General features: G+C 39.5%; 16 protein-coding genes and 5 pseudogenes. 12 read left to right on the forward strand and 9 right to left on the reverse strand.

Annotation, left to right across the window (positions count from 1 at the left end; translation table 11 throughout):
- Positions 1-53 precede the first annotated feature (53 nt).
- The 3 genes and pseudogenes from D2C72_00950 (at position 54) to D2C72_00960 (ending at position 1,661) form a co-directional block, all read left to right on the forward strand.
- Positions 54-592, forward strand: a pseudogene (locus D2C72_00950) (sel1 repeat family protein).
- Between the two features lie 186 nt (positions 593-778).
- Entirely contained in the window at positions 779-1,117 is a 339-nt protein-coding gene (locus tag D2C72_00955; protein QEF43039.1) for a hypothetical protein, read from the forward strand.
- Positions 1,101-1,661, forward strand: a complete 561-nt coding sequence (locus D2C72_00960; protein QEF43040.1) for a hypothetical protein — start codon at positions 1,101-1,103, stop codon at positions 1,659-1,661. The genes D2C72_00955 and D2C72_00960 overlap by 17 nt, the downstream gene beginning before the upstream one ends.
- A gap of 87 nt (positions 1,662-1,748) precedes the next feature.
- Here the strand turns inward: D2C72_00960 and D2C72_00965 are convergent, their stop codons facing one another.
- From D2C72_00965 to D2C72_00975, 3 genes and pseudogenes are all read right to left on the reverse strand, one after another.
- Positions 1,749-2,630, reverse strand: a complete 882-nt coding sequence (locus D2C72_00965) for an RluA family pseudouridine synthase (GenBank protein ID QEF43041.1) — start codon at positions 2,628-2,630, stop codon at positions 1,749-1,751.
- A pseudogene (gene recJ / locus D2C72_00970) lies at positions 2,630-4,179 on the reverse strand (single-stranded-DNA-specific exonuclease RecJ). The gene D2C72_00965 and the pseudogene recJ overlap by 1 nt, the downstream one beginning before the upstream one ends.
- 9 nt (positions 4,180-4,188) lie before the next feature.
- The gene (locus tag D2C72_00975; protein QEF43042.1) at positions 4,189-5,805 is read right to left on the reverse strand and encodes a CTP synthetase; all 1,617 of its coding nucleotides are present in this window, start codon (positions 5,803-5,805) and stop codon (positions 4,189-4,191) included.
- Positions 5,806-6,059: 254 nt separating this feature from the next.
- On the opposite strand from D2C72_00975, the gene D2C72_00980 reads away from it, so the two are divergent.
- From D2C72_00980 to D2C72_01020, 9 genes are all read left to right on the forward strand, one after another.
- Positions 6,060-6,722 (forward strand): PAP2 family protein, encoded by a 663-nt coding sequence (locus D2C72_00980; GenBank protein ID QEF43043.1) that lies wholly within the window; start codon positions 6,060-6,062, stop codon positions 6,720-6,722.
- 43 nt (positions 6,723-6,765) lie between these two features.
- Entirely contained in the window at positions 6,766-8,469 is a 1,704-nt protein-coding gene (fliF, locus tag D2C72_00985; GenBank protein ID QEF43044.1) for a flagellar basal body M-ring protein FliF, read from the forward strand.
- Positions 8,470-8,481: 12 nt separating this feature from the next.
- Positions 8,482-9,513, forward strand: a complete 1,032-nt coding sequence (fliG, locus tag D2C72_00990) for a flagellar motor switch protein FliG (protein QEF43045.1) — start codon at positions 8,482-8,484, stop codon at positions 9,511-9,513.
- Positions 9,500-10,279: a flagellar assembly protein FliH gene (gene fliH / locus D2C72_00995; GenBank protein QEF43046.1), complete on the forward strand. Its 780-nt coding sequence runs from the start codon at positions 9,500-9,502 to the stop codon at positions 10,277-10,279. The genes fliG and fliH overlap by 14 nt, the downstream gene beginning before the upstream one ends.
- Positions 10,276-12,132, forward strand: coding sequence for a 1-deoxy-D-xylulose-5-phosphate synthase (locus D2C72_01000; protein QEF43047.1), 1,857 nt, complete (start codon positions 10,276-10,278; stop codon positions 12,130-12,132). The genes fliH and D2C72_01000 overlap by 4 nt, the downstream gene beginning before the upstream one ends.
- A gap of 20 nt (positions 12,133-12,152) precedes the next feature.
- Positions 12,153-13,943, forward strand: a complete 1,791-nt coding sequence (locus D2C72_01005; GenBank protein QEF44152.1) for an elongation factor 4 — start codon at positions 12,153-12,155, stop codon at positions 13,941-13,943.
- Positions 13,944-13,958: 15 nt separating this feature from the next.
- The gene (locus D2C72_01010) at positions 13,959-14,714 is read left to right on the forward strand and encodes a DUF3883 domain-containing protein (protein ID QEF43048.1); all 756 of its coding nucleotides are present in this window, start codon (positions 13,959-13,961) and stop codon (positions 14,712-14,714) included.
- 2 nt (positions 14,715-14,716) lie between these two features.
- Positions 14,717-14,953: a hypothetical protein gene (locus tag D2C72_01015; protein ID QEF43049.1), complete on the forward strand. Its 237-nt coding sequence runs from the start codon at positions 14,717-14,719 to the stop codon at positions 14,951-14,953.
- A 252-nt stretch (positions 14,954-15,205) separates the two neighbouring features.
- Positions 15,206-15,400, forward strand: a complete 195-nt coding sequence (locus D2C72_01020; protein QEF43050.1) for a hypothetical protein — start codon at positions 15,206-15,208, stop codon at positions 15,398-15,400.
- 48 nt (positions 15,401-15,448) lie between these two features.
- Here the strand turns inward: D2C72_01020 and D2C72_01025 are convergent.
- The 6 genes and pseudogenes from D2C72_01025 to tkt form a co-directional block, all read right to left on the reverse strand.
- Positions 15,449-15,628, reverse strand: a pseudogene (locus D2C72_01025) (hypothetical protein).
- 4 nt (positions 15,629-15,632) lie between these two features.
- Entirely contained in the window at positions 15,633-16,442 is an 810-nt protein-coding gene (locus D2C72_01030; GenBank protein QEF43051.1) for a flagellar hook-basal body protein, read from the reverse strand.
- Between the two features lie 54 nt (positions 16,443-16,496).
- On the reverse strand, positions 16,497-17,783 hold the full coding sequence (locus D2C72_01035) for an MFS transporter (protein ID QEF43052.1): 1,287 nt from the start codon (positions 17,781-17,783) through the stop codon (positions 16,497-16,499).
- Positions 17,784-18,047: 264 nt separating this feature from the next.
- Positions 18,048-20,649, reverse strand: a pseudogene (locus tag D2C72_01040) (DNA translocase FtsK).
- Positions 20,646-22,981 (reverse strand): annotated as a pseudogene (locus D2C72_01045) (exonuclease). Before D2C72_01045 ends, D2C72_01040 begins: the two co-directional pseudogenes overlap by 4 nt.
- Complete coding sequence (tkt, locus tag D2C72_01050) at positions 22,978-24,903, reverse strand: transketolase (GenBank protein QEF43053.1); 1,926 nt, start codon at positions 24,901-24,903, stop codon at positions 22,978-22,980. Before tkt ends, D2C72_01045 begins: the two are co-directional and overlap by 4 nt.
- Positions 24,904-24,945 lie beyond the last annotated feature (42 nt).

Below are 24,945 nucleotides of genomic sequence, written 5' to 3' on the forward strand. Positions count from 1 at the left end.
ATTGTAATTTGATTATAATAAAGTCTAAATTTTTTAATAAAGAGAGAAGCGTCATGCTAGAAAATTTCAAAAAAGCCATTTTTAGGGCTTTGTGCTTGGGTTGTGTGTTGATTGGGGGGGGGTTAATGGCAGAGCCAACCCCTAAAGAGCTTGTTGATTTGGGCGTAAAGAGTATTGAAGCGAAAGATTACATTCAAGCTAAAAAATATTTTGAAAAAGCATGCGATTTGAAATATGGTGGGGGTGTGGTGCTTTAGGGGATCTATATGATGATGGAAAAGGCGTAGAAAAAAACTTAACAAAAGCCGCTTATCTTTATTCTAAAGCATGCGATTTAAAAGAGGGTTTGGGATGTTTTAATTTAGGGGCGTTATATTATAATGGAAAAGGCGTAGAAAAAGACTTAATAAAAGCCGCTTATTTTTATTCTAAAGCATGCGAGTTAAAAGAGAGTTTTGGGTGTGGTGCTTTAGCGGTGCTTTATATTAATGGTCAAGGGGTGGAAAAAAACTTAACAAAAGCCGATCAATATATCTCTAAAGCCTGCAAATTAGGAGATCAAGAAGCATGCGAGGCGCTCAAAGAAAAATAAGGGACAAAAAGCATGCGATAGCCTCACCTAGAAACTATCCCGCAAAAGCCCTATTTTAGGGGGTTAAGAGCATCGCCAAAATGCCACCTATTCTTTTAAGAAGGCATTTTACTAGAGAGTTTTAATCTTTTTTTGGTATCCTTTTAGGGGTCATTAGTCTTAAAAACTCTTTAAAAACGGATAACCATGAAAATTATGCATCAAGTCAAGGATTTTTTAGATTTTTGCAAACAAACGATCCACAAAAATTCTAATGAAGCGTTTCAAAAAACCAAACGAGCGCTTTTTAAAGAAAAATCTCAAAAAATCAGGGAGCAAGCGGTTAAAATCGTGGAAAAACGCTTGGCAAAAGAGGGCATGCAATTGAGCGATTTTAATGAAGAAGAATTAAAAATCATGTTTGAAGCCGAAGAAAAAAGGTTGTTAGAGCAAATCCACGCTAAAGAATTGAAAGAAAAACAAGAAAAAACCACCAAGCATTTTAAAGAAGTTTGGGAAAAGGGCGACAATGAACAAGAAAAATAGCGTAATTTCTGGTTTAATGAATTTTTTTAGCGAAAAGAATGAACGCTGGCTGTTAGCCCACAGGCACACGAGGGGGTTTGTGATAGTGGCGTGGCTTTTTAGGTTTAAAAGCATTGCGTTTTCTATTTTGATCACTCTGTTGGTTATTTTAGTGGATATTTGGGTGTATAGCGATGTGCGCCAGTTTTTATTGGACACTTCTAGCTCTTTTATTTGGCTTTTAATCGCTTTACTAATCAAGTGGGGCGTGATCATTATAAGCGTGCGTAAATGCTACCAATTCAGCCAAAAAATGTTTGCGTTAATCCAAAGAAAAAGGCAAATCAGAGAGAATTTAAAAAACCGCTCCACTCGCAAAGACACTAAAAATTTTGAAAAACTCTCCAACATCGCTGAAGAAATCATTTCAAAAAAACAAGAAGAGTCCCACCACAAAGAAGATTCTAATGATGAAAACCATAAAGACAAGCTTTCTAGTATTACCGAAGAAATGATTCTTAAAAAACAAGAGGAATTGAAAGCTAGAAAGGATAAGGGGGATTAAAAAAAGCGTATAGGAAACCTTAATCAAAAAAAACTCCCCAAAAAATAATCAATAAAAGTAATTAGGGGATAATCAATAAAAAAAGGGTCAATCTTTTAAAAACGGCATGAAGCGTTCGGGTATTTGAGAAGCGATTTGATAGATCGCCCCTTTAAATTCAAACTCTAAACTAGAGGCATGGAGCATGAGTAATGGGGCGTGATTTTCGCGCTTTAATTGAAGGTATCCTCTCGCTTCTTCATCGGCCACCCCATAAAGCCCCTCGCCCACGATCCTGTGATTTATACTGCTTAAATGCAAGCGGATCTGGTGCGTGCGCCCGGTGAGCGGGGTGATTTTGAGTAAGCTTATATCCAAAAAAGGGTTATAGCTTAAAGGCTCAACAAGCGTGATTGAAGGCTTACCCAAGGGAGAAATTTGAGATCGAATGCGCAAATCTTTTTGAATGTTTTCTGGCGTTAGAATGGGCTTATTTATGATGATACTTTTATCCACCAACCCATGCGCTAGCGCCAAATAAGTTTTTTTCACTTTTTTTTGCATAAAAAGCGCTTTTAAATCCTTAGTGCTTTGTAAAGTCTTGCCCGCTAAAACCAACCCGCTCGTTTCATAGTCCAGTCTATGGGCTGGGTGGGCGTTTTTGCTCAAATGCGATTGGATGCAATCTAATAAGCTTTCATGGTAAAAATAGCCTTTAGGGTGGGTATAGACTTGATGGGGTTTGTCAAACACGCCAAAATCCTTAGTCTCAAAAACAAGCTTTTCTTGTTTTTCATTAGGCTTGAAATAAATCAAGCGAACGACCCCTTGAATGATTTGAGATTTACGCACGGCTTGTTGGTTTTGTTTTAGGCGTTGTTTGTCAAGGTGCCGTTGGGCTTCTTTTAGAGAGCATTTTAAAACATCGCGCACCAAAAACAAGGCTTTGGTGGGTTTTAAAATTTCAAATTCTTCTTCAACAAAAGGCACTATAATAAACTTTTAACAAACATTTTAGGCTCATTAGAACACTCATCTAATTCCACGCTAAAAAGCACGCTCACCTTTTCGCCCGCTTTCAAAAACCGCTCAGCGTTAAAATAAATAGCCTCTTTGACGCATTCTTTATCCTTAAAACGCAAAACCTGGTGGCTTTCTTTAATGATTCTTTCTTCTATGACTTCTAAATTTTTTGCTTGAAATAAAGGCTCAGGGTTTTCTTGCCCATAAGGTTCGCCCGTTTCTATAATCTCTAAAAGCTCTCTGTCAATGTCTTTTAAATTGATCGTTAAAGGGGGTTCTTTTTCATAAAAGGGTAAGACTTTAAAATCAAAATTTTCTAAAGTTTCAAAGAGTGAGACGATATTGTTTTTTCCAACGCTCAACCCGCAAGCTTGCGCATGCCCCCCATAGCCAAGCAACAAAGAAGAAACCCCATTCAAAGCGTCAATCAAGTCAATATTTGGAGAGCTGCGAGCGCTCCCTTTATACACCCCTTCTTTAAAAGTGAAAACCAGGCTTGGCTTTTGGGTGGCTTCCACTAATTTTGAAGCCACGATCCCAAGCACGCCTTCATGCCAATTATCCTTAAAAGCGATGATGATTTTTTCTCCAACCATCGCATGCTTAAAGGCTTCTTCAAAAACCTGCTGTTGGATCATTTTGCGCTTCGTATTGCATGCTTTCAAGCGTTCATACAAAGAATAGCCATCTTGAAAATTATTCGCGCTTAAAAAATCTAAAGCCATTTTAGCGTCTTGCATGCGCCCTGCGGAGTTGATTAAAGGGGCGATATTAAAAGAAATATCGCTCGCTTTTAAAGAGCGTTTTCTAAAAACTTCTCTTTGGCGCAAAAACCCCATCGCCCCTAAGGATTCTTTTTGCAAAAAATACAAGGCTTTAGAAACTAAAAAGCGGTTAAAAAAAGTCAAAGGCATCATGTCAGCGATAGTTGCCACGCCCACTAAACACAACAACTCGCTAGAATGGCTTTTTTCTTTTCCTAAAAGTTGGTGGATTCCATAGCACAAATAAAACGCCACTAACGCCCCGCACACTTCCTTTTGGATAAAATCACAATCCGGTTGCTTGGGGTTGATTACCGCATAAGCGTCTGGAATTTTATCATGGTGTAAGCAATGGTGATCGGTGATGATTAGGGTGTAGTTTTTTTCCTTGCAAAATCGTGCGGCCTCAAAGGCGCTGATCCCGTTATCCACCGTGATGATTAAAGGGGCGTGGTGTTTTTCTAAAAATTTTTTAGAAATCCCATAGCCATCCATGAAGCGATTAGGGATTGCAACGCGAACATGTCTATAATTTAAACTTTTAAAGAATTTTGCCATGATAGCAGAGCTAATCACGCCGTCAGCGTCATAATCGCCCACCACTAAAATTTCTGTGTTTGCGCGCATGGCTTCTATGATTTTGAGTGCGGCTTTTTTCAAGTCTTTAAACAAAAGGGGCTAGGAAACCCTTTTTCATTATAGGCGATAGAAGCCACTCGCTCTTTGATTTGAGCTTTAAGCTTTTGTTTCATTCTTTTAGATTAGGATTTATGAAGAGCGCTCTTAATGAAATCCAAAATAATAGGGTTAGGGCTTTGCAACCTGGAGGTGAATTCCGGGTGGAATTGCACCCCCACAAAGAAAGGGTGATCTTCTAACTCAATCGCTTCAATCAAATGATTCGCTCCAAAACCCACCACTTTCAAGCCCTTATTTTCCCACTCTTGGCGGTATTTGGGGTTGATTTCATAACGATGGCGGTGTCTTTCTTTAATATTGGGTTTTTTATAGGCTTTTTCTAGCAAGCTGTTAGGCATGATTTCGCATTCGTATTCGCCTAATCGCATGGTGCCACCCAATGGCGAATTATAGGTGCGCACCTGTTTTTGGTGGTTTTGATCCATAAAATCTTCAATCAAATACACCACAGGGTATTCGCAGCGTTGGTTAAACTCCGTAGAGTTAGCCCCTTTTAAGCCTAAAACATTGCGGCAAAATTCCACGATCGCTAATTGCATGCCCAAACAAATCCCTAAAAAGGGGAGTTTTTCTAACCTAGCCCTTTGAATGGCGCAAATTTTGCCCTCAATCCCCCTTTCTCCAAAGCCCCCCGGCACTAAAATCGCATCAACGCCCTCTAAATCAGTCTTTTCATTAAAATTCTCGCTATCCAGCCATTCAATATTGACTTGCGTATCCAGATGCGCCCCCGCATGGATTAGGGCTTCAATCAAGGATTTATAAGATTCTTTTAAGCTTAAATACTTGCCCACAAAACCAATTTTGACTTTGTGTTTAGGAGCGATAATCTTTTCTACTAAAGTGTTCCAAGCCGCCATTTTGGGGTGTAGTTTATTCAAATTAAAGCGTCTGGCAATGGGGGTCAAAATGCCTTCTTGCAAGAAAAGAATGGGGCATGCGTAAATGCTTTTAGTGTCTGTGGCCACAATCACGCTGTCTTGCTCCACATCGCAACTCAAAGCGATCTTTTTTTTCAATTCTTTATCCAAAGGCTTAGGCGATCGCGCCAAAATGATTTGAGGGGTTACGCCAAGACGCCGTAATTCTTGGACGGAATGCTGCGTGGGTTTGGTTTTTAATTCGTTAGTGGTTTGGATATAGGGGATCAGGGTTACATGCACATTGATGACTTTTTCATTCCCCAATTCCAATTTAAGCTGGCGGATCGCTTCCAAATAAAACATGCCCTCCATATCGCCCACGGTTCCGCCCACTTCCACGATTAAAAAATCCAACCCCTTAGCCGCGCTTTTAATGCGCCTTTTGATTTCATCGGTTACATGGGGGACGATTTGAATGGTTTTGCCTAAATACTCCCCTTTCCTTTCGTTTTCTATTACGCTTGAAAAAATCTGCCCGGTAGTGAAATTATTCAACCTTGTTAAATTCCTGTTCAAAAAGCGTTCATAATGCCCGATGTCTAAATCCGTTTCAGCGCCATCGCTAGTTACAAACACTTCCCCATGCTCTAAAGGACTCATGGTGCCTGGATCAATATTAATATAAGGATCAATCTTCAAAATAGAAACCTGGTAATTGCAATGCTGTAAAAGCGTAGCGATTGAAGAAGATGAAATCCCTTTCCCTAGAGAGCTTAACACGCCCCCTGTAACGAATATAAATTTGGCTCTATCCATTATGTCGTGTTCCTTTGATTTTTACTCCTTACATTGTAGTCTAAAAAGGGTTAAAAAGCTTTAAAAGAGGGCAAAAATTAAAGCGATTTCAAAAAAAAAAAAAAACAATTTCAGTTTCTTATTAGCTAGGTTTGATTAAAATGAAAAGCTTTTATGTGTTTAAACTTCATTGTCTTAAAACTTTTAAGAGCAATTTTAAAATTCGTTGGCGTATAATATAAGTTTTGAATTAACTACTAGAAGGGTTTTAAATAATGGCTGAAAATTCTTTCAAAAATGTTTCTACACAACCCAAAGCATTTTTTTTATTACCAGTTAAAACCCTGTTTCTTTTAGGAGGTGTTTTTAGCGCGTTTTTTATTATGATTGCTGGTTTAGTCCTTTTTGGTTACACCAACTCAATGGATAATGCCATTTTTAGCTTGATGCGTTCAAATTCTTCTAGCCCCATTTTAGATCAAGCACTCCGACGCGTTGTTTTTTTAGGCTCTTCTCAATTCGTGTTGCCTTTGAGCTTGTTAGTGGGGGTGTTTTTAAGCCTTTATCGTAGGAATTTAGCGCTTGGGGTGTGGTTTGTGCTAAGCGTGATCTTATTTGAAGCCCTTTTAGAATCTTTAAAACACCTTTTGGCACACTCCATTCAATGGCTTTCGCACAGCGCTAATTTCCCTAGCGCTATTGCGCTTTCTTTAACGCTATTTTATGGGTTGCTTGTTTTATTAATACCCCATTTGATCGCGCATCAAATATTTCAAAACATTCTTTCTTATAGTTTGCTTGGTTTGATTTTTTTAATAGGCTTAGCGCTGATTGTTTTAGGGGTGTCTTTTAGCAGTGTTTTAGGAGGGTTTTGTTTAGGGGCGTTAGGGGCTTGTTTTTCCATAGGGATTTATTTGAGCGTGTTCCAAAAGATCTAAGCGAACGGCTTAAAAGAATGAAAATTTTATCAAGGTTTTAATATTGGATTTAAAGGTATTATTGCAACGGATTGTTGATTTTTTCATCAAGCTCAATAAAAAGCAAAAAATCGCCCTGATTGCAGCCGGGGTTTTAATCACCGCCTTGCTTGTGTTTTTATTGCTCTACCCCTTTAAAGAAAAAGACTACGCGCAAGGGGGTTATGGGGTTTTATTTGAAAGATTGGACTCTAGCGATAACGCTTTAATCTTACAGCACCTTCAACAAAACCAAATCCCTTATAAAATCTTAAAAGACGACACCATTCTCATCCCTAAAGATAAAGTGTATGAAGAAAGGATTACGCTGGCTTCTCAAGGGATCCCTAAAACGAGTAAAGTGGGCTTTGAAATCTTTGACACTAAAGACTTTGGGGCGACTGATTTTGATCAAAATATCAAACTCATTCGCGCCATTGAGGGCGAATTGTCGCGCACGATTGAAAGTTTAAACCCCATTTTGAAAGCCAATGTGCATATTGCAATCCCTAAAGACAGCGTGTTTGTGGCTAAAGAAGTCCCTCCTAGCGCTTCGGTGATGCTCAAACTCAAGCCTGACATGAAGCTTTCACCCACTCAAATTTTAGGGATTAAAAATTTAATCGCTGCAGCTGTGCCTAAACTCACGATAGAAAACGTGAAAATCGTGAATGAAAATGGCGAATCAATAGGCGAGGGCGATATACTAGAAAACTCCAAAGAATTAGCCCTAGAACAATTGCATTACAAACAAAATTTTGAAAACATTTTAGAAAATAAGATTGTCAATATCTTAGCCCCTATTGTGGGGGGTAAAAACAAGGTGGTCGCAAGGGTCAATGCGGAGTTTGATTTCAGCCAAAAGAAAAGCACTAAAGAGACTTTTGATCCCAATAATGTTGTAAGGAGCGAGCAAAATTTAGAAGAAAAAAAAGAAGGTGCTTCTAAAAAACAAGTCGGTGGCGTGCCTGGGGTTGTGAGCAATATCGGGCCCGTGCAAGGATTGAAAGACAATAAAGAGCCAGAAAAATACGAAAAGTCTCAAAACACGACCAATTATGAAGTGGGTAAAACCATTAGCGAGATTAAGGGCGAGTTTGGCACTTTAGTGCGTTTGAATGCGGCGGTTGTGGTGGATGGCAAGTATAAAATCGCGCTTAAAGATGGGGCAAACGCTTTAGAATATGAGCCTTTGAGCGATGAATCGCTTCAAAAAATCAACGCTCTAGTGAAACAAGCCATTGGCTATAATCAAAATAGAGGCGATGATGTGGCGGTGAGCAATTTTGAGTTTAACCCTATGGCACCCATGCTTGATAACGCTACTTTGAGCGAAAAAATCATGCACAAAACTCAAAAAATCTTAGGCTCATTCACGCCTTTAATCAAGTATATTTTAGTGTTTATAGTGCTATTTATTTTCTATAAAAAAGTGATTGTGCCTTTCAGCGAACGCATGCTGGAAGTAGTGCCTGATGAAGATAAGGAAGTGAAATCCATGTTTGAAGAGATGGATGAAGAAGAAGATGAATTGAACAAACTCGGCGATTTGAGGAAAAAAGTAGAAGATCAATTAGGGCTTAATGCAACCTTTAGCGAAGAAGAAGTAAGATACGAAATCATTTTAGAAAAGATTAGAGGGACCCTTAAAGAGCGCCCTGATGAAATCGCCACGCTCTTTAAACTCCTAATCAAAGATGAAATCTCTTCAGACAGCGCGAAAGGTTAAAAAAGGTTAAAAATGGCAACCAAGCTTACCCCCAAACAAAAGGCTCAATTAGACGAACTTTCCATGAGTGAAAAAATCGCCATTTTACTCATTCAAGTGGGCGAAGACACCACAGGCGAGATTTTAAGGCATTTAGACATTGATTCTATTACAGAGATTTCTAAGCAAATCGTGCAATTAAACGGCACAGACAAGCAAATCGGCGCGGCGGTTTTAGAGGAATTTTTTGCGATTTTTCAGTCTAACCAATACATTAATACCGGCGGTTTAGAATACGCTAGAGAGCTTTTAACCAGGACTTTAGGGAGCGAAGAAGCCAGAAAAGTGATGGATAAACTCACTAAAAGCTTGCAAACGCAAAAAAACTTCGCTTATTTAGGCAAAATCAAGCCCCAACAACTCGCTGATTTCATCATTAACGAACACCCTCAAACCATTGCCTTGATTTTAGCCCACATGGAAGCCCCTAATGCGGCTGAGACTTTGAGTTATTTCCCTGATGAAATGAAAGCCGAGATTTCTATCAGAATGGCGAATTTAGGCGAAATATCGCCCCAAGTGGTTAAAAGGGTTTCCACGGTGTTAGAAAACAAACTAGAATCGCTCACTAGCTATAAAATTGAAGTGGGCGGTTTGAGAGCGGTGGCTGAAATCTTTAACCGATTAGGCCAAAAGAGTGCTAAAACCACGCTCGCTCGCATTGAAAGCGTGGATAACAAGCTCGCCGGTGCGATTAAAGAAATGATGTTCACTTTTGAAGATATAGCCAAACTAGACAATTTCGCTATCAGAGAGATTTTAAAAGTAGCGGATAAAAAAGACTTGTCTTTGGCACTAAAAACCTCTACCCAAGATTTAACCGATAAATTCTTAAACAACATGAGCAGCAGGGCTGCAGAGCAATTTGTAGAAGAAATGCAATATTTAGGGGCGGTTAAAATCAAAGATGTGGATGTGGCCCAAAGAAAAATCATTGAAATCGTGCAGAGCTTGCAAGAAAAAGGCGTGATCCAAACCGGTGAAGAGGAAGATGTCATTGAATAGCCGTAAAAACTTGATCCAAAAAGACCATTTGAATAAGCATGACATTCAAAAATACGAATTTAAGAGCATGGCAAATTTACCCCCTAAAACTAATCCTAATGGCGCGTCTTTAGAAACGCCTAACCACCCCCAAGAGCCTTTGGAAAAAAAAGCGATAGAAAATGATTTGATTGATTGCTTGTTGAAAAAAACCGATGAGCTTTCAAGCCATTTAGTGAAATTGCAAATGCAATTTGAAAAAGCCCAAGAAGAGAGCAAAGCTTTGATTGAAAACGCTAAAAACGATGGCTATAAAATCGGCTTTAAAGAGGGCGAAGAAAAAATGCGTAACGAACTCACCCATAGCGTGAATGAAGAAAAAAACCAGCTTTTGCATGCGATCACGGCTTTAGATGAAAAAATGAAAAAATCACAAGATCATTTAATGGCTTTAGAAAAGGAACTGAGCGCGATTGCGATAGATATAGCTAAAGAAGTGATCCTTAAAGAAGTGGAAAACAACAGCCAAAAAGTAGCCCTTGCTTTGGCTGAAGAGCTTTTAAAAAATGTTTTAGACGCAACGGATATTCATTTAAAAGTCAATCCCTTGGATTACCCTTATTTAAACGAGCGTTTGCAAAACGCTTCCAAAATCAAATTAGAGAGCAATGAGGCCATTTCTAAAGGAGGCGTTATGATCACTAGCTCTAACGGGAGCCTTGATGGGAATTTAATGGAGCGCTTTAAAACGCTCAAAGAAAGCGTGTTGGAAAATTTTAAGGTGTGATTTTGCAAAATAAAACTTTTGATTTAAACCCTAATGATATTGCAGGCTTGGAGTTGGTGTGCCAAACACTAAGGGAGCGTATTTTAGAAGTGGTGAGCGCTAATGGGGGGCATTTAAGCTCTTCTTTAGGGGCTGTGGAGCTGATTGTAAGCATGCATGCCTTATTTGATTGCCAAAAAAACCCTTTCATTTTTGACACTTCGCACCAAGCTTACGCCCATAAGCTTCTAACCGGGCGCTTTGAAAGCTTTAGCACTTTAAGGCAATTCAAGGGTTTGAGTGGCTTTACTAAGCCTAGCGAGAGCGCATACGATTATTTCATCGCTGGGCATAGCTCCACTTCGGTATCCATAGGCGTGGGGGTGGCTAAAGCCTTTCGTTTGAAACAAGCGTTAGGCATGCCTATCGCTTTACTAGGCGATGGCAGTATTAGTGCGGGGATTTTTTATGAAGCCTTAAACGAACTGGGCGATAGGAAATACCCCATGATCATGATTTTGAACGATAATGAAATGAGTATCAGCACGCCTATTGGAGCCTTATCCAAAGCCCTTAGCCAGCTGATGAAAGGCCCGTTTTACCAGTCTTTCCGCTCTAAAGTTAAAAAAATCTTAAGCACCTTACCTGAAAGCGTGAATTACTTAGCGAGCCGTTTTGAAGAATCTTTCAAGCTCATCACCCCGGGCGTGTTTTTTGAAGAATTAGGCATTAACTATATAGGGCCTATTAATGGGCATGATTTGAGCGCGATTATTGAAACCTTAAAATTAGCCAAAGAGCTTAAAGAACCGGTGCTAATCCATGCGCAAACCTTAAAAGGCAAAGGCTATAAAATCGCTGAAGGGCGCTATGAAAAATGGCATGGGGTGGGGCCTTTTGATTTGGATACCGGCTTGTCTAAAAAATCCAAAAGCGCGATTTTATCGCCCACTGAAGCGTATTCTAACACCCTTTTAGAATTGGCCAAGAAAGATGAAAAAATCGTAGGCGTAACCGCGGCGATGCCTAGCGGCACAGGATTAGACAAACTCATTGACGCTTACCCTTTGCGTTTTTTTGATGTCGCTATCGCTGAACAACACGCTTTAACTTCTAGCAGTGCTATGGCTAAAGAGGGGTTTAAACCTTTTGTGAGTATTTATTCTACTTTTTTACAGAGGGCTTATGATTCCATTGTGCATGACGCTTGCATTTCTAGCTTACCGATTAAATTAGCCATTGACAGGGCTGGGATCGTGGGCGAAGATGGCGAGACGCACCAAGGGCTTTTAGACGTGTCGTATTTGCGTTCTATCCCTAACATGGTCATTTTTGCCCCACGAGACAATGAGACTTTAAAAAACGCCGTGTATTTTGCTAATGAACACGATTCAAGCCCTTGCGCGTTCCGCTACCCTAGGGGGTCGTTTGCGTTAAAAGAGGGGGTTTTTGAGCCTAGCGGTTTTGTTTTGGGGCAAAGCGAATTATTGAAAAAAGAGGGCGAAATTTTACTCATAGGCTATGGTAATGGCGTGGGGCGGGCGCATTTAGTCCAACTGGCTTTAAAAGAAAAAAACATAGAGTGCGCGCTTTTGGATTTGAGATTCCTTAAACCTTTAGATCAAAATTTAAGTGCGATCGTTGCCCCTTATCAAAAGCTCTATGTTTTTAGCGATAATTACAAGCTTGGGGGGGTGGCTAGCGCGATTTTAGAGTTTTTGAGCGAACAAAATATTTTAAAGCCTGTTAAAAGCTTTGAAATCATTGATGAATTTATCATGCATGGGAACACCGCTTTAGTGGAAAAATCCTTAGGCTTAGACACAGAGAGTTTGACTGACGCTATTTTAAAAGATTTAGGACAAGAGAGATGAAAGAAAAGACGCCTACGCCAATGAAGAATATCCGCAATTTTTCCATTATCGCTCACATTGACCATGGTAAAAGCACTTTAGCGGATTGCTTGATTTTTGAATGCAACGCTATCAGTAACAGAGAAATGACGAGCCAAGTGATGGACACGATGGATATTGAAAAAGAAAGGGGCATTACAATTAAGGCTCAAAGCGTGCGCTTGAATTACACTTTTAAGGGGGAGGATTATGTTTTAAACCTTATTGACACCCCAGGGCATGTGGATTTTAGCTATGAAGTGTCGCGCTCTTTGTGTTCGTGCGAAGGGGCGTTATTAGTGGTGGATGCCACTCAAGGCGTGGAAGCACAAACCATTGCAAACACTTATATCGCTTTAGATAACAATTTAGAGATTTTACCGGTGATCAATAAAATTGATTTGCCTAATGCGAATGTTTTAGAAGTCAAACAGGATATAGAAGACACGATAGGGATTGATTGCTCCAATGCTAATGAAGTGAGCGCTAAAGCTAAGCTTGGCATTAAAGATTTGTTAGAAAAAATCATTACGACCATTCCTGCCCCTAGCGGTGATCCTAATAACCCCTTAAAAGCGCTCATTTACGATTCATGGTTTGACAATTATTTAGGGGCACTAGCGTTAGTGCGTATCATGGATGGGAGCATCAATACCGAGCAAGAAATTTTAGTGATGGGAACGGGTAAAAAACATGGCGTTTTAGGGCTATACTACCCTAACCCTTTGAAAAAAATCCCCACCAAGAGTTTAGAATGCGGCGAGATTGGCATTGTGAGTTTGGGGCTAAAAAGCGTTACGGATATTGCGGTGGGTGATACGCTCACAGACGCTAAAAACCCTACCCCTAAACCCATTGAGGGCTTTATGCCGGCTAAACCCTTTGTTTTTGCGGGGCTTTACCCTATAGAAACGGACCGGTTTGAAGATTTAAGAGAAGCGTTATTGAAACTCCAGCTTAACGATTGCGCTTTAAATTTTGAGCCTGAAAGCTCTGTGGCGCTTGGCTTTGGCTTTAGGGTGGGCTTTTTAGGGCTATTGCACATGGAAGTGATCAAAGAAAGGCTGGAAAGGGAATTTGGCCTTAACTTAATCGCTACCGCTCCCACGGTGGTGTATGAAGTGCATTTAACGGATAATAGCATCAAATATGTTCAAAACCCTAGCGAATTGCCCCCTGAAAATTATATCGCTTGCATCAAAGAGCCTTTTGTGAGGGCGACAATCATCACGCCGAGTGAATTTTTGGGTAATTTAATGCAGTTATTGAACAATAAAAGAGGCATTCAAGAAAAAATGGAATATTTGAATCAGTCTCGTGTCATGCTCACTTATTCCTTGCCGAGCAATGAAATTGTGATGGATTTTTATGACAAACTCAAATCTTGCACGAAAGGGTATGCGAGCTTTGATTATGAGCCTATAGAAAACAGAGAGGCTCATTTGGTGAAGTTAGATGTGAGGGTGGCAGGCGATGTGGTGGATGCGCTTTCTATCATTATAGATAAAAACAAGGCGTATGAAAAGGGGCGTGCTTTAGTGGAAACGATGAAAGAGCTTATCCCAAGACAGCTTTTTGAAGTCGCTATCCAAGCGAGTGTAGGCAATAAAATCATCGCCAGAGAGACGATTAAATCTGTCGGTAAGAATGTAACGGCTAAGTGCTATGGGGGCGATATTACACGAAAAAGAAAACTCTTAGAAAAGCAAAAAGAGGGCAAGAAACGCATGAAAGCTATCGGTAAGGTGGAACTTCCCCAAGAAGCGTTTTTGGCGATATTAAAGATTGATTAGGGCGTTGCTAAGTCTATGGCAAAACATAGAAATTATGAAATTTTAAATCTCATAGGCTATGCTTTGGCGAAATTTGATAATGATTTTATTAAAGAATTTGGTTTTTCTACTAAAAATACTTTTTTTGAATATTGTGTCCAAATCGGCTTAGCTAACACGACTGGCGTTATCAAAAATCGTATGGATTTATTTGATTATTTTTTTCCTAACAAACGCAAAGGCTGGTGGCAAAAAGGCAATGCCTATATCCATAGAAAATTATGGATTGATAGCTTGTTTAAAGATGAAGACGCTAAAGGTTTTAGCCATATTGTGAAATGGTTTTTGCAAGAACAATATGGCATTCAACTAGACATTACCCCTAACGCTTACCTTAAAACCCGCTATAAAAGCATGCAAGAAACAGGCTTAGAAGCCGAATTGTATTTTTTAAACCACTATAAAAACATTAAAACATTTTCTAGTGGGCATTTAAAAGACATGCGTCTTTTTGGCGATGGGTATGACTTCTATATTCAAACCAACAAGCAGGCGTTTTTAGTGGAAGTTAAGGGGATTAGAGAAAAGCAAGGGACATTGAGATTGACTCAAAAAGAATACGATCAAGCGCAAACTTATAGCCATGATTATGTGCTTGTAGTGGTATTGAATTTGAGTGAGAAACCCTATCTTTTATCTGTTGTTAATCCTTTAGAGCGTTTAGAGTTTAAGGCATGCGAGAGAAAGCAAAAAAGCATTTTAGAATACCACTTAGTAGGGCAAATAAAATAACTTTGAATTTTACAGGAGGCTATAGGAGTGGGGTTCAAATTGATAGGAATGCCCCCAAACGCACTTACAAATACACCAAAAAAGATTGCGATTTGATTTTAGGGATAGACACTCGCACGAGCGAATGCTATATTATCCCTATTGAAGACACACAAGAATGGGGCAACACAAAGAGCTTGTCGCAACTCCAACACTATAAAGAGAATTGGCAAATTTTGATTGACTTGGCGTTGGAGTAAGAATATAAAACTACATTCACAAACAAGAAAAAAGATTTCTTTAGATATAGTGTTGGTTATGCCAAAAAGATAAAATCAAATTGGACTTAAAAAACAAAAGTTTTCGCTCACACACCGCCTATACCAGTGCTTTAAAGAATGACTTGCTCTTAAACCCTAGTTTAGTGGAAGCAGAAAGAAAATTTTTACAAGCTTTTTAAAATGGCTCTATCTTAAAATGAACGCTGATAATCAAGTGGGTAATCAAAAAGCTTGATTGGGGCAATAAAAACATTAAGGGAATTAGAAACCATTGGGACACTCTCTAACCATTACAGAAACGGCACCAACTATAGCACCTCAAACCTTAATGGGAATACCCTATCACAAACGAGCTTAAAACGCAAGAGCCATAACAAGAAAAATGGGGGCGTTGCTTACAGAATACCACAAAAAAGAGCGTTTTAAACAACAAACGAAATAATTAAAATTGAATCATTGTTGAATAGTTAGCGGCTATAAAGAGAAGCTTGCGTTACCGTCTACTTTGCAAGCGATTACAAAAGAAAAGGCATTTAATTCTTTAAACTCTTTTAAAACTAATCCTATATAAAAAAGATTAACAAGGCTTTTAAAAAAGCGTTATTAGGGAGTTAGGTATCGCAAAAACCCTCCTATGGATTTTAAAATCGCCAAAAATTTAAGCTTTTGTAGCGAGTTTGTTGATCGCTTCAGCGTTCATGTCGTCTTGGTGGGTTTTTAGCACTTTAGAATACATGTCCAAAAAGCGGTTGATTTCAATCAAAGCACTCATCTCACGCACTGCATTGACATTGCTTTTTTCTAGCATGTATTGTTTTAACGCACCAGAGTCAGAGACTTGATGAGCGCCTTCGCCTTGATAGGTATAAAGGTTTTGCCCTATTTTTTTAAGGTTTTTTGGTTCGCTAAAACTCACTAAAGCCAACGCGCCCGCTTGAATTTGGGCTTCATTATCCCTAAAAGTGATTCCGCCATTTTGATCCACTTCAATTTCAGCGTCAGGCATGAGCATGATCCCTCCTTTTTCGTTCAAGCCCGAACGAGAAAGCACCCTAAAGCCATTAAGAGTAACTAAAAAGCCGTCTTTATCCACGCTGAAATGCCCATCTCTGGTATAAGCGACGCCCTCATTAGTTTGTATCGCAAAATAGAGGTTAGGGCTTGTTAGGGCAAAATCTAGGGGGTTATTCGTTTCTTCAAACGCACCAAGACTCCTATCGGTATAGATTTCTGATAAAATAGGCACACGATTGAGGTTGCGGTTTAAATACTTCGCGCTCGCTTTGGTTTGATCTTCTAAGGGCAGTTGCTCTCGGTATTGTTGGTAAAGCCTTAAAAAATCGCCTGTAATCGCATCGTCTCTTTTAAAGCCATTAGTGTTTAAATTAGCTAAATTATTAGAGGTTAAATCCAAGCGGTTAAATTGTGTCGCCATAGCTCCTGTGGCCGCATAATACCCATTTTGCATGCGAATAATCCTTTTAAAAGGAAAAATTATAGCAAAAATCAAATAAAAACAGATTCATTCCAAATAGGTTTTTTTAGGGAATATGATAACCATAACCATAAAGATAATAATACTCAACATGACATAGCCCACAAACCCCGCTTCAAAACCATGTTGTTTGAACTCTAACGCTACATAGCTGGCACTCCCTCCAAAAAGCGCATTGGCGATCGCATAGGCCAAACCCACGCCAAGCGCTCGCACATGTTCAGGGAATAATTCCGCCTTAATGACCCCAGCAATGCAAGTGTAAAAACTCATGCTGCTTAATGCGAGTATTTCATAAAATAGGGCTTCATACACGCTAGTGGCATGCTTGATGCCATAAAAGACAACGGGCGTTACAATAAGCCCTGTGATAGCAAAAACCATCAGCATTTGGGTGCGTTTGATTTTATCTGCAAGCATCCCGCATAAGGGCTGTAAGAAGATGAAATAAGAGAGTGCTAAAAGCATGATGAAACTGCTTTCTTTAGGGCTGAATGATGAGCTGTTGGTTAAAAAGATCTTTAAATACACCGTAAAAGTATAAAAACACAAACTCCCTCCCATAGTTAGCCCAAAGACTATCATTAAGGCTTTTTTATGGTGGAGCAATTCCTTTAGGCTGCCTCTTTGGGTTTCTTCTTTAATGGTGGTTTTGGAAGTTGTTTTACTATCCATAGTTTCTTCCATGATATTTCTTAAAAAGAGTGAGAGTAGGGCTAATATGCCCCCTAAAGCGAACAAATAACGCCAAGCAAACGCACTGATTTGATCATGCGTGTAAATATTTTCAACGATAAAGAGTGAAAAAATGGCTAAGAGCTGCCCTCCCACTAAAGTTACATATTGAAAAGAGCCATAAAAACCTTTTTTACCATTCTTGCCTAATTCAGAGAGGTAAGTAGCGACCACGCCATATTCTCCTCCCACGCTAAAGCCCTGTAAAAGCCTGGCTAACAATAAAAACAAGAACGCCCATTCCCCTACGATTTCTTTAGTGGGGAGCAATGCGAGCATGAAAGAGCCTAGCGCCATAAGGATAATGGAATACACCATAGAAGTTTTACGCCCCTTTTTATCCCCCAATTTACCAAAAAACAAACTCCCCAAAGGGCGCATGAAAAACCCTAGCATGAAAACCAAAAAAGCTGAGATGAGCGCTAAAGTGGGGTCGTTAGTGTGGGTAAATTCCTTAGCGAAATAAGGGGCAAGGAACGCATAAGCGTAAAAATCATACCATTCCACTAAATTACCTGAACTAGCAGCTAAAAGGGATTTTAAGGGTTTTTTGGTGGCGGGTTGAATCTGGGGGTTCATGGCTATCCTTGAATATGAAATTTTTAGGTAATTTTACTAGGAGTTAGGGAAACCACAGATAATATTTGATTAATAGATGAAAGGTTGGTGTCGTTTGTATCATTGAGAAAAGTTTTTGTTTTTAATAAAGGATTGGTAATAAAGCCTAAAAAATGTGCAAAGGCATTTTTAAAACCAATCATAAAGGGCTTGCGAAAAGCAAGCGGTAACTTTTTAAAAATTAAAAATAATGTTTTTATTGCCAATATCCAATGAAAACAAAACCTAAAAGTTTTGCAAAATCTCTCTGTTGCCTTTGGCGTTTCTTGGGGATAAAAAGCCTTGAGCTTCTAATTCGTCCGTAATGGTGGCGGCTTGGTTGTAGCCGATTTTTAATTGGCGTTGTAAAAAACTCGTAGAAGTGATCTTTTTTTCTAAAATCACCGCTTTAGCCCTTTCTAAAATGTCATCGCCTTGATAGTTAGGGGTGTCTAAAGGCATGCGCGATTCTTCTAGCAAGAAATCTTTATCGTATTCCACTTCTTTTTGGGCTTTAATAAAATCCACGATTTTTTTGATTTCATCTTCAGTGGCAAAGGGGGCATGCAAGCGCACTAACCCGTTTGTTCCTGGGGGAGTAAAGAGCATATCGCCTCTTCCTAACAAGCTTTGCGCCCCATCGGTGTCTAAAATCACTTTAGAATCAATTTTAGTGCCTACCCTAAAACTCACCCTTGAAGGCAAGTTGGTTTTAATCAAGCCGGTTACGACATCCACGCTTGGGCGTTGGGTCGCTACAATGAGGTGCAAGCCGCTCGCTCGCCCCATTTGAGCGATTCTAGCGATAGGAAACTCCGCTTCTTTGCCCCCTGTCATCATCAAATCCGCTAATTCATCAATCACCACAATCAAATAGGGGAACGCTTCAACGCCGTTATTTGGGGCTTGCTCGTTATAGGAATCAATGGTTTTAACCTTGTATTCGCTCATTAAAGAGTATCGGCGCTCCATTTCTTTAGCCACGCTTTGCAAAGCCCCGATAGCTTTTTTAGGGTCGGTGATAATGGGCGTGAGTAAATGAGGGATGTCCGCATAAATGCTAAATTCTACCATTTTGGGATCTATCATCACTAATTTGAGTTGATCGGGGGGTTTTTATAAAGTAAGGATAAAATCATCGCATTCACGCCCACGCTCTTACCGCTTCCTGTCGTGCCGGCGATGAGCAAGTGGGGGAGCTTTTTTAAATCCGTGATGAAAGGGTTACCCACAATGTCTTTGCCTAAAGCTAGAGTTAGAGGCGAGCTGGATTTTTGAAACAATTCGCTCTCTAGAATTTCTCTTAAATAAATAATTTGGCTTTGGCTGTTAGGGATTTCAATGCCAACGACATCTTTACCTTTAATAGGGGCTTGAATGCGAATGGATTCAGCGCATAAAGTCATCGCTAAATCATCGCTCAAGCCTAAAATACGGCTCACCTTAACGCTAGGGGCTGGGCGGAATTCAAAAGTGGTTACAATAGGGCCTGAATAAGTGCGGATAATATCGCCATCAATTTTAAAGGTGCGCAGTTTGCTCAATAAATCCTGGATTTTTTGGTCAATCTCGTTTTCGTCTAAAGAAGTTTCTTTCAAGCAAACCGCATTCAATAATTGCGTTGTGGGAAGCTCATAATCTTTGGGTTTTTGCACTTCGCCATAATCTAACCCGTCTAATATCTCTTTATTTTCGCTCAATTCTTTAACCATAACGGGTTTTTTAGTGCTTGTGGGGGTTAGTGGGCTAAAGCTTGGAGCGTTTTGTGTTTCTTTTTCTTCTTCTTTGAGATTTTCTTTTTCTTCTATATTTTCTTCTATATTTTCTTTTTGTGGGTTTTCCTGTGGGCTTTCTTGTAAATCATCTTCTTTTATGGGGTGGTTGGGGGTTTTTTGGTTTTCTGTTTTGTTGTCATTTTCTAGGTTGGGTGCAGATGTGGGCATGATGGGTGCTGATATGATAGGTTTGAGTGTGGCAGGTTTGGGCGTGGCGGGCGTAAGAGTTTCTTTTGTGGGCATGGGTTCTCTTTCTTTGGTTTCTTGCTTAGGTTCTTTTAAAGGGGGGTTAGTGGGGTTAGTCAAATCATCAAATCGGTTTCTTTTAGGGTAAATAGTGTAATGGGTAGGGGGGTGAGGGGAAATTTGAACCAAGCCTTCTTGCGGCTCTAGATCGTTTAAAGTCGTGTTATAGGGGGTAGGGATCGCTAAAAACGATTCTTCGTTAGGGGTGTTGTGGTTTTCATCAATAAGGTTTTCTTTAAGGTTTTCTTTTTCTTTGTCGTTGTTGGTTTCTTTTTTTGAATATCTGGTGGGGTGTTTTCAAAATCCTCTTTTTTCAGGCTAAAATTAGGGCTAAAGGCTTGTAGGCATTGTTTATAAATCTCTTTTAAAAGGCTTTGCGTTTTGTTTATATAAGGATAAAAAACGCTTTTAGGGGGTAGTTTGAATAAAATCAAATAAGAAATAACTACCATAAGCGTTATCAGCGCATAAAGCCCAAAGTCCCCTATAAAAGGGCGTAAAAACAAACGCGCGCTGTTGCCGATTTCCCCTTGATTCAACAGGCTAGATTGCAAAAAGAGTAAAGATAAAATACCTAATAGATGCCCTAAAGTTTTTTCTAAAACGATTTCTGTAAAAGGGTTTTTAGCCTTGTATAAAAGGAATAAAACCCACGCCAAATAGGGTAAATTAATGAATGAAAGATACCCAAAATATTTTTTATTGATTGCGGCAAACCACACCCCAAAACGCCCCACTAAACCGCTATTACCCAGCCATGAAGATAGGGTTAAAAACGCTAATAAAACCCCTATGATTAAAGCCAAATAAAGTTTTTTAGATTTCATCGGTTGCACATGTCTTTAAAAGAGCAATACTCACAATCTTTAAGCTCTAAAGTTTTTTCAAAATCAATTTCTTGTTTGAGCTTGGGGATAAGAGAAAATTCCAAATGATCCATTTTAGCCTGTAAAATAAGCTCGTCTTCTTCTAGCAACTCGCCCTTCCTCAAATCATAAAAAAAGGCTTTTATAGGCTCTTTGTAGCCCAAATTTTTAAGAGTGCACGCGTAGATAGCCATTTGATAATCGGTGCTGATTTGAGCGATTTCTATGGGGCTTAAGCCTCCTCTTTGTGTTTTACTCATGTTGTCTAATTTCAAATCGCTTTTGAATTTGTAATCCAATAAAATAATCTCATTGTCAGCCGTTTTGTCAATCCTGTCTATGCACCCTTTAAACGCAACGCCTTGAATGGTTGTTTCAAAGCTTTTTTCAAGATCAAGGATTTTGATTTTTGCCTTAAAGCGTTCTTTTTCTTTAACATAAAAAGCCTGGATTTTTTGAGCGCTACAAGAGTGTCTAAACGCTCTTTAGGGGTAATGTTTTCTCTTGTTTCTAAGAGCCAAATGAGCCTCTCTTCTAACGCATAGGGGTTTTTATCTTTTTCATAAGCCTCTTTTAAAAGTTCATGGAGCAAACTGCCCACAGCACTATTGTTTTCATCTTTAGGGCTTTCTTTGAAGCACTTCATGTAGTGGTAGTAAAAACGGCGCTTGCAAGTTAAAAAAGCGTTTAATGAGCTAGCACTAAAGCTAAAATCTTTAGGGATAGCGGCTTTGATTTCTTCTTCTTGGTAGTCTTTTAAGGGGCTTGGTGCAAAAAGCGTGTAAGCGTCTTTGATAGGCTCTGTGTGTAAATCCAATTCTAAAAGCATGTTAGAGACTTTTGAAGTTTCACTCTCTATATAAGAAAGTGTTATTTCTTTAGAGTTTTTAAAGAGTTGGTAGTAATAGTGTTTTTGCAAATTTTTCTTATCCAATAAAGTGGGGAGGTTGAGCGATTTTCTTAAAGCAGAGTTCAAAAACAAATCGCAATCTTTAAGACTTGGCACACAGGTTTCATTAAAATCCACAATAACCACTTTATCAAATTGCATGCCCCTTGTTTCTAAAGTGTCCATGACTCGTATTTTGCCCCCACTAGAATCGTCTAAGCGGAAGTTGGCTTCAAATTCTTGCAAATACAAATGCAATAAATCTTTAAGGCTGTAGTTTTGAAGCGTGTCTTTTAAAAGATGATACTGGTGCATGATTTGAGAATGCACTTCTTTTAAGGGAGCTTTTTCTTTAGAGCTTTGTTGTTCTAAAAGCGGGAGCGTAATATTTTCTAAATCCAATAACGCAGACTCGCTTAAATTAAAATCGCTTGTTTGTAAATCTTCTAAGATTTTTACAAGCTCTGTATAATAAGGGCTGTTTTTAGCCCCTAAGCCCATAGCGAAATTCAAATTGTTGTTTTTGTCTAAGAGTTTTAAAAAAGGTAAAAAATCCGCATTGGGCGTGATGATTGCCATTTTATTAGGGTCGTTATCTTTTTGCAAATATTCTTCTATGGTTTGTAAAACTAAAGCACTTTGTTTTAAATAACTGGAGTTAGCATAAAGCTTTGGCTCTATTTTTTGGCGCTTGGGTGTCTGGGAGAGAATCTTTTGGGTTTTAAAATCTATAGAATAATCGCAATCCGTCTCCAACTTGAGATTCAAAAATTCCAAGAATTTTTGGTTGTATTTATCGCAAGATAGGTGTAAAGTGATAGGCACTAACTCGGCCACTTCTAACAGGCATTGCCTTTCAAAAACGCTCATAAAGCCGTCTAAATGCCATTCAATGGAGGAAAAATGCTCAAAAAATTCTTTTAAAATGGCGGGCTTTTCTTGCATGATTTTGTCATAAAAGCCTAATTTTTCTAGTTTTTTAATGTAGCGATCATAAATCATTTCTAAGACTTCTAAATGCTTTTCATAATCCAAGTAAATGTCTTTAAAAGAAAGTTCATTGAGCTTGATACAAGCAGAACTTAACTCATCAAACAAATCAAACAAAAAAGAAGTGCTTTCCAAATACCCCAAAAAGCTGTTTTCAAAAAGCAAAAGCCCTTCAAGAATGGATTTTTTTTCCTTAGCGATGGCTTTAATGGTGTCTATCATTAAAATTTGGCGTGCGTTTTTAGGGATTTTCTTTTTATTAGGGATGTAAAAAGCCTGTTCAAAAAAACTCCCCATGCTCATTGCGCTAGGCAAAAACCCTTCGCCTTGCTCTAAATAGAAATGTTTCAAACGCCTGGTGGAGCTAAAAACAAATAGGGGGGTTTTTTCTAAAAAAAGTTTTTCTAAGTTCATGCGTTGAGTAATCTTTTCGCTTGAATGGTAATGTTTTCAACGCTAAAGCCAAATTTTTCAAAGAGTTTATCGCCCTTTGCTGAGCTCCCAAAAGAATCCATGCCAATGATTTTATCCGCAAAACGATACCACTCTATCGCACGGCTCGCTTCAATCACTAAGACTTTACCCTTAAAGAGTTCTTTAAAATAGCTTTCATCTTGCTCTACCAACAAGTCAAAGCATGGTGCGCTCACCACTTGAGTGGGGATATTTTCTCGCTCTAAAATCTTAGCGCTCTCTAAAGCTAAAGAGACCTCGCTCCCGCTCGCAACGAGCGTGATAATGGGATCTTTAGAGTGGTGTTTAACATACGCCCCTTTTAGAACCTGCTCTTTAGAGACTTCATCTAGCACGGGCAAATTCTGGCGCGATAAAATAAGAGCGCTAGGAGCGTTCAAACTTAACGCCACTTGCATGCAAGCCGTATTTTCAAAAGCGTCGCTGGGTCTGAAAGCATAGAAATTGGGCAAAGCTCGTAAATGGCTCAATTGCTCTATGGGCTGGTGCGTCGCCCCGTCTTCGCCCACGCCAATGCTGTCATGCGTAAAGATAAAAAGGGCTTTTAATTTCATTAAAGCGCTCAAACGCATGCTGGGCATTAAATAATCGCTAAACACAAAAAAGGTCGCGCAAAAAGGCAAAAACAAGCCATACGCCGCTAAAGCGTTGGTGATAGCCCCCATGGCATGCTCTCTGATCCCAAAATGCAGGTTTTGCCCTAAAGGGAAATCGCCAGAGTGTTTCAAATGCGTGTTATTGGAGGGGGCTAAATCCGCGCTCCCTCCCAAAAAGCCCTCGCATTCTTTAGCGATAGCGTTTAAAATCATGCCGTTACTCACTCTCGTGGCTAGAGATTCGCCCTTTTTAAAGGTGGGGTAATTAATGGCGTTAAAATCAAAATTCTTTAACGCATGGATTTTTTCTTTTGTTTTAGGGCTTAAGGACTTTTCCCATAAGGCTTCTAAACTAACGCCCCTAACTTTCACTTCTTCAAAATGCATTTTGTTTTTTGGGCTAATGATAAAGCTTTCATCAGGGTTGATTTGAGCGTTTTCTTTGGATTGTTTTAACACTTCTTTATTTAGGGGTGAGCCATGCGTTTTTTCACTCCCTTCTAAGCCAATAGCCCCCTTACCAATAATCGTATGAGCGATTAAAAGCGTGGGTTTGGTGGATTTTTTGGCTTCTTCTAAAGCGTTATGAATCGCTTGATAGTCATGCCCATCGCATTCTAGCACTTCCCAATTTTGCGCCAAAAAACGCATTTTAACCTGTTCGCTAAAACTAATATTAATAGCGCCTTCAATGCTGATCTGGTTGCTGTCATAAATCACAATGAGGTTATCAAGGCGAAGGTGCCCGGCCAAAGAAGCGCTCTCATAACTAATGCCTTCTTGCAAATCCCCATCCCCACACAAGCAATAGACTTTATGAGAAATGGCTTTTTTGTCTAAAAGGTTTTGAGCGTATTGACTCGCCATGCTAAAGCCCACAGCGTTAGCAAAACCTTGCCCTAAAGGGCCTGTCGTGATTTCAATGCCTTCGGTGTGGTGTAATTCAGGGTGTCCTGGGGTTTTAGAGTGTAATTGCCTGAAACGCTTTAAATCGTCTAAACTCAAATCAAAGCCCCACAAATGCAACAAACTATACGCTAACGCGCTCGCATGCCCTCCGCTAAAAACCAACCTGTCCCTATTGAGCCATTTAGGGTTGGTGGGGTTAAGGTTTAGGTGCAAGCTTAAAACCACCATCACATCAGCTAGCCCTAAGCACACGCCCGGATGCCCGCTATTAGCCTTATCTATCATGTCTGCGCATAAAAAACGAAGCGTGTTCGCCATGCTTTTTAATCGTTCTAAGTCAGCGTTACTCAATTGCATCAAATTTTTCCATTTTTAAGGTTTTTGAAAGCCATTTTAACA

Source organism: Helicobacter pylori (assembly GCA_008032955.1).
Lineage (GTDB): Bacteria > Campylobacterota > Campylobacteria > Campylobacterales > Helicobacteraceae > Helicobacter > Helicobacter pylori_DC.

Coding starts and splice junctions, on each gene's coding strand:
- D2C72_00955 (QEF43039.1), top strand. CDS start 779: ATGAAAATTATGCATCAAGTCAAGGATTTTTTAGATTTTTGCAAACAA.
- D2C72_00960 (QEF43040.1), top strand. CDS start 1,101: ATGAACAAGAAAAATAGCGTAATTTCTGGTTTAATGAATTTTTTTAGC.
- D2C72_00975 (QEF43042.1), bottom strand. CDS start 5,805: ATGGATAGAGCCAAATTTATATTCGTTACAGGGGGCGTGTTAAGCTCT.
- D2C72_00980 (QEF43043.1), top strand. CDS start 6,060: ATGGCTGAAAATTCTTTCAAAAATGTTTCTACACAACCCAAAGCATTT.
- fliG (QEF43045.1), top strand. CDS start 8,482: ATGGCAACCAAGCTTACCCCCAAACAAAAGGCTCAATTAGACGAACTT.
- fliH (QEF43046.1), top strand. CDS start 9,500: ATGTCATTGAATAGCCGTAAAAACTTGATCCAAAAAGACCATTTGAAT.
- D2C72_01005 (QEF44152.1), top strand. CDS start 12,153: ATGAAGAATATCCGCAATTTTTCCATTATCGCTCACATTGACCATGGT.
- D2C72_01010 (QEF43048.1), top strand. CDS start 13,959: ATGGCAAAACATAGAAATTATGAAATTTTAAATCTCATAGGCTATGCT.
- D2C72_01030 (QEF43051.1), bottom strand. CDS start 16,442: ATGCAAAATGGGTATTATGCGGCCACAGGAGCTATGGCGACACAATTT.
- D2C72_01035 (QEF43052.1), bottom strand. CDS start 17,783: ATGAACCCCCAGATTCAACCCGCCACCAAAAAACCCTTAAAATCCCTT.
- tkt (QEF43053.1), bottom strand. CDS start 24,903: ATGCAATTGAGTAACGCTGACTTAGAACGATTAAAAAGCATGGCGAAC.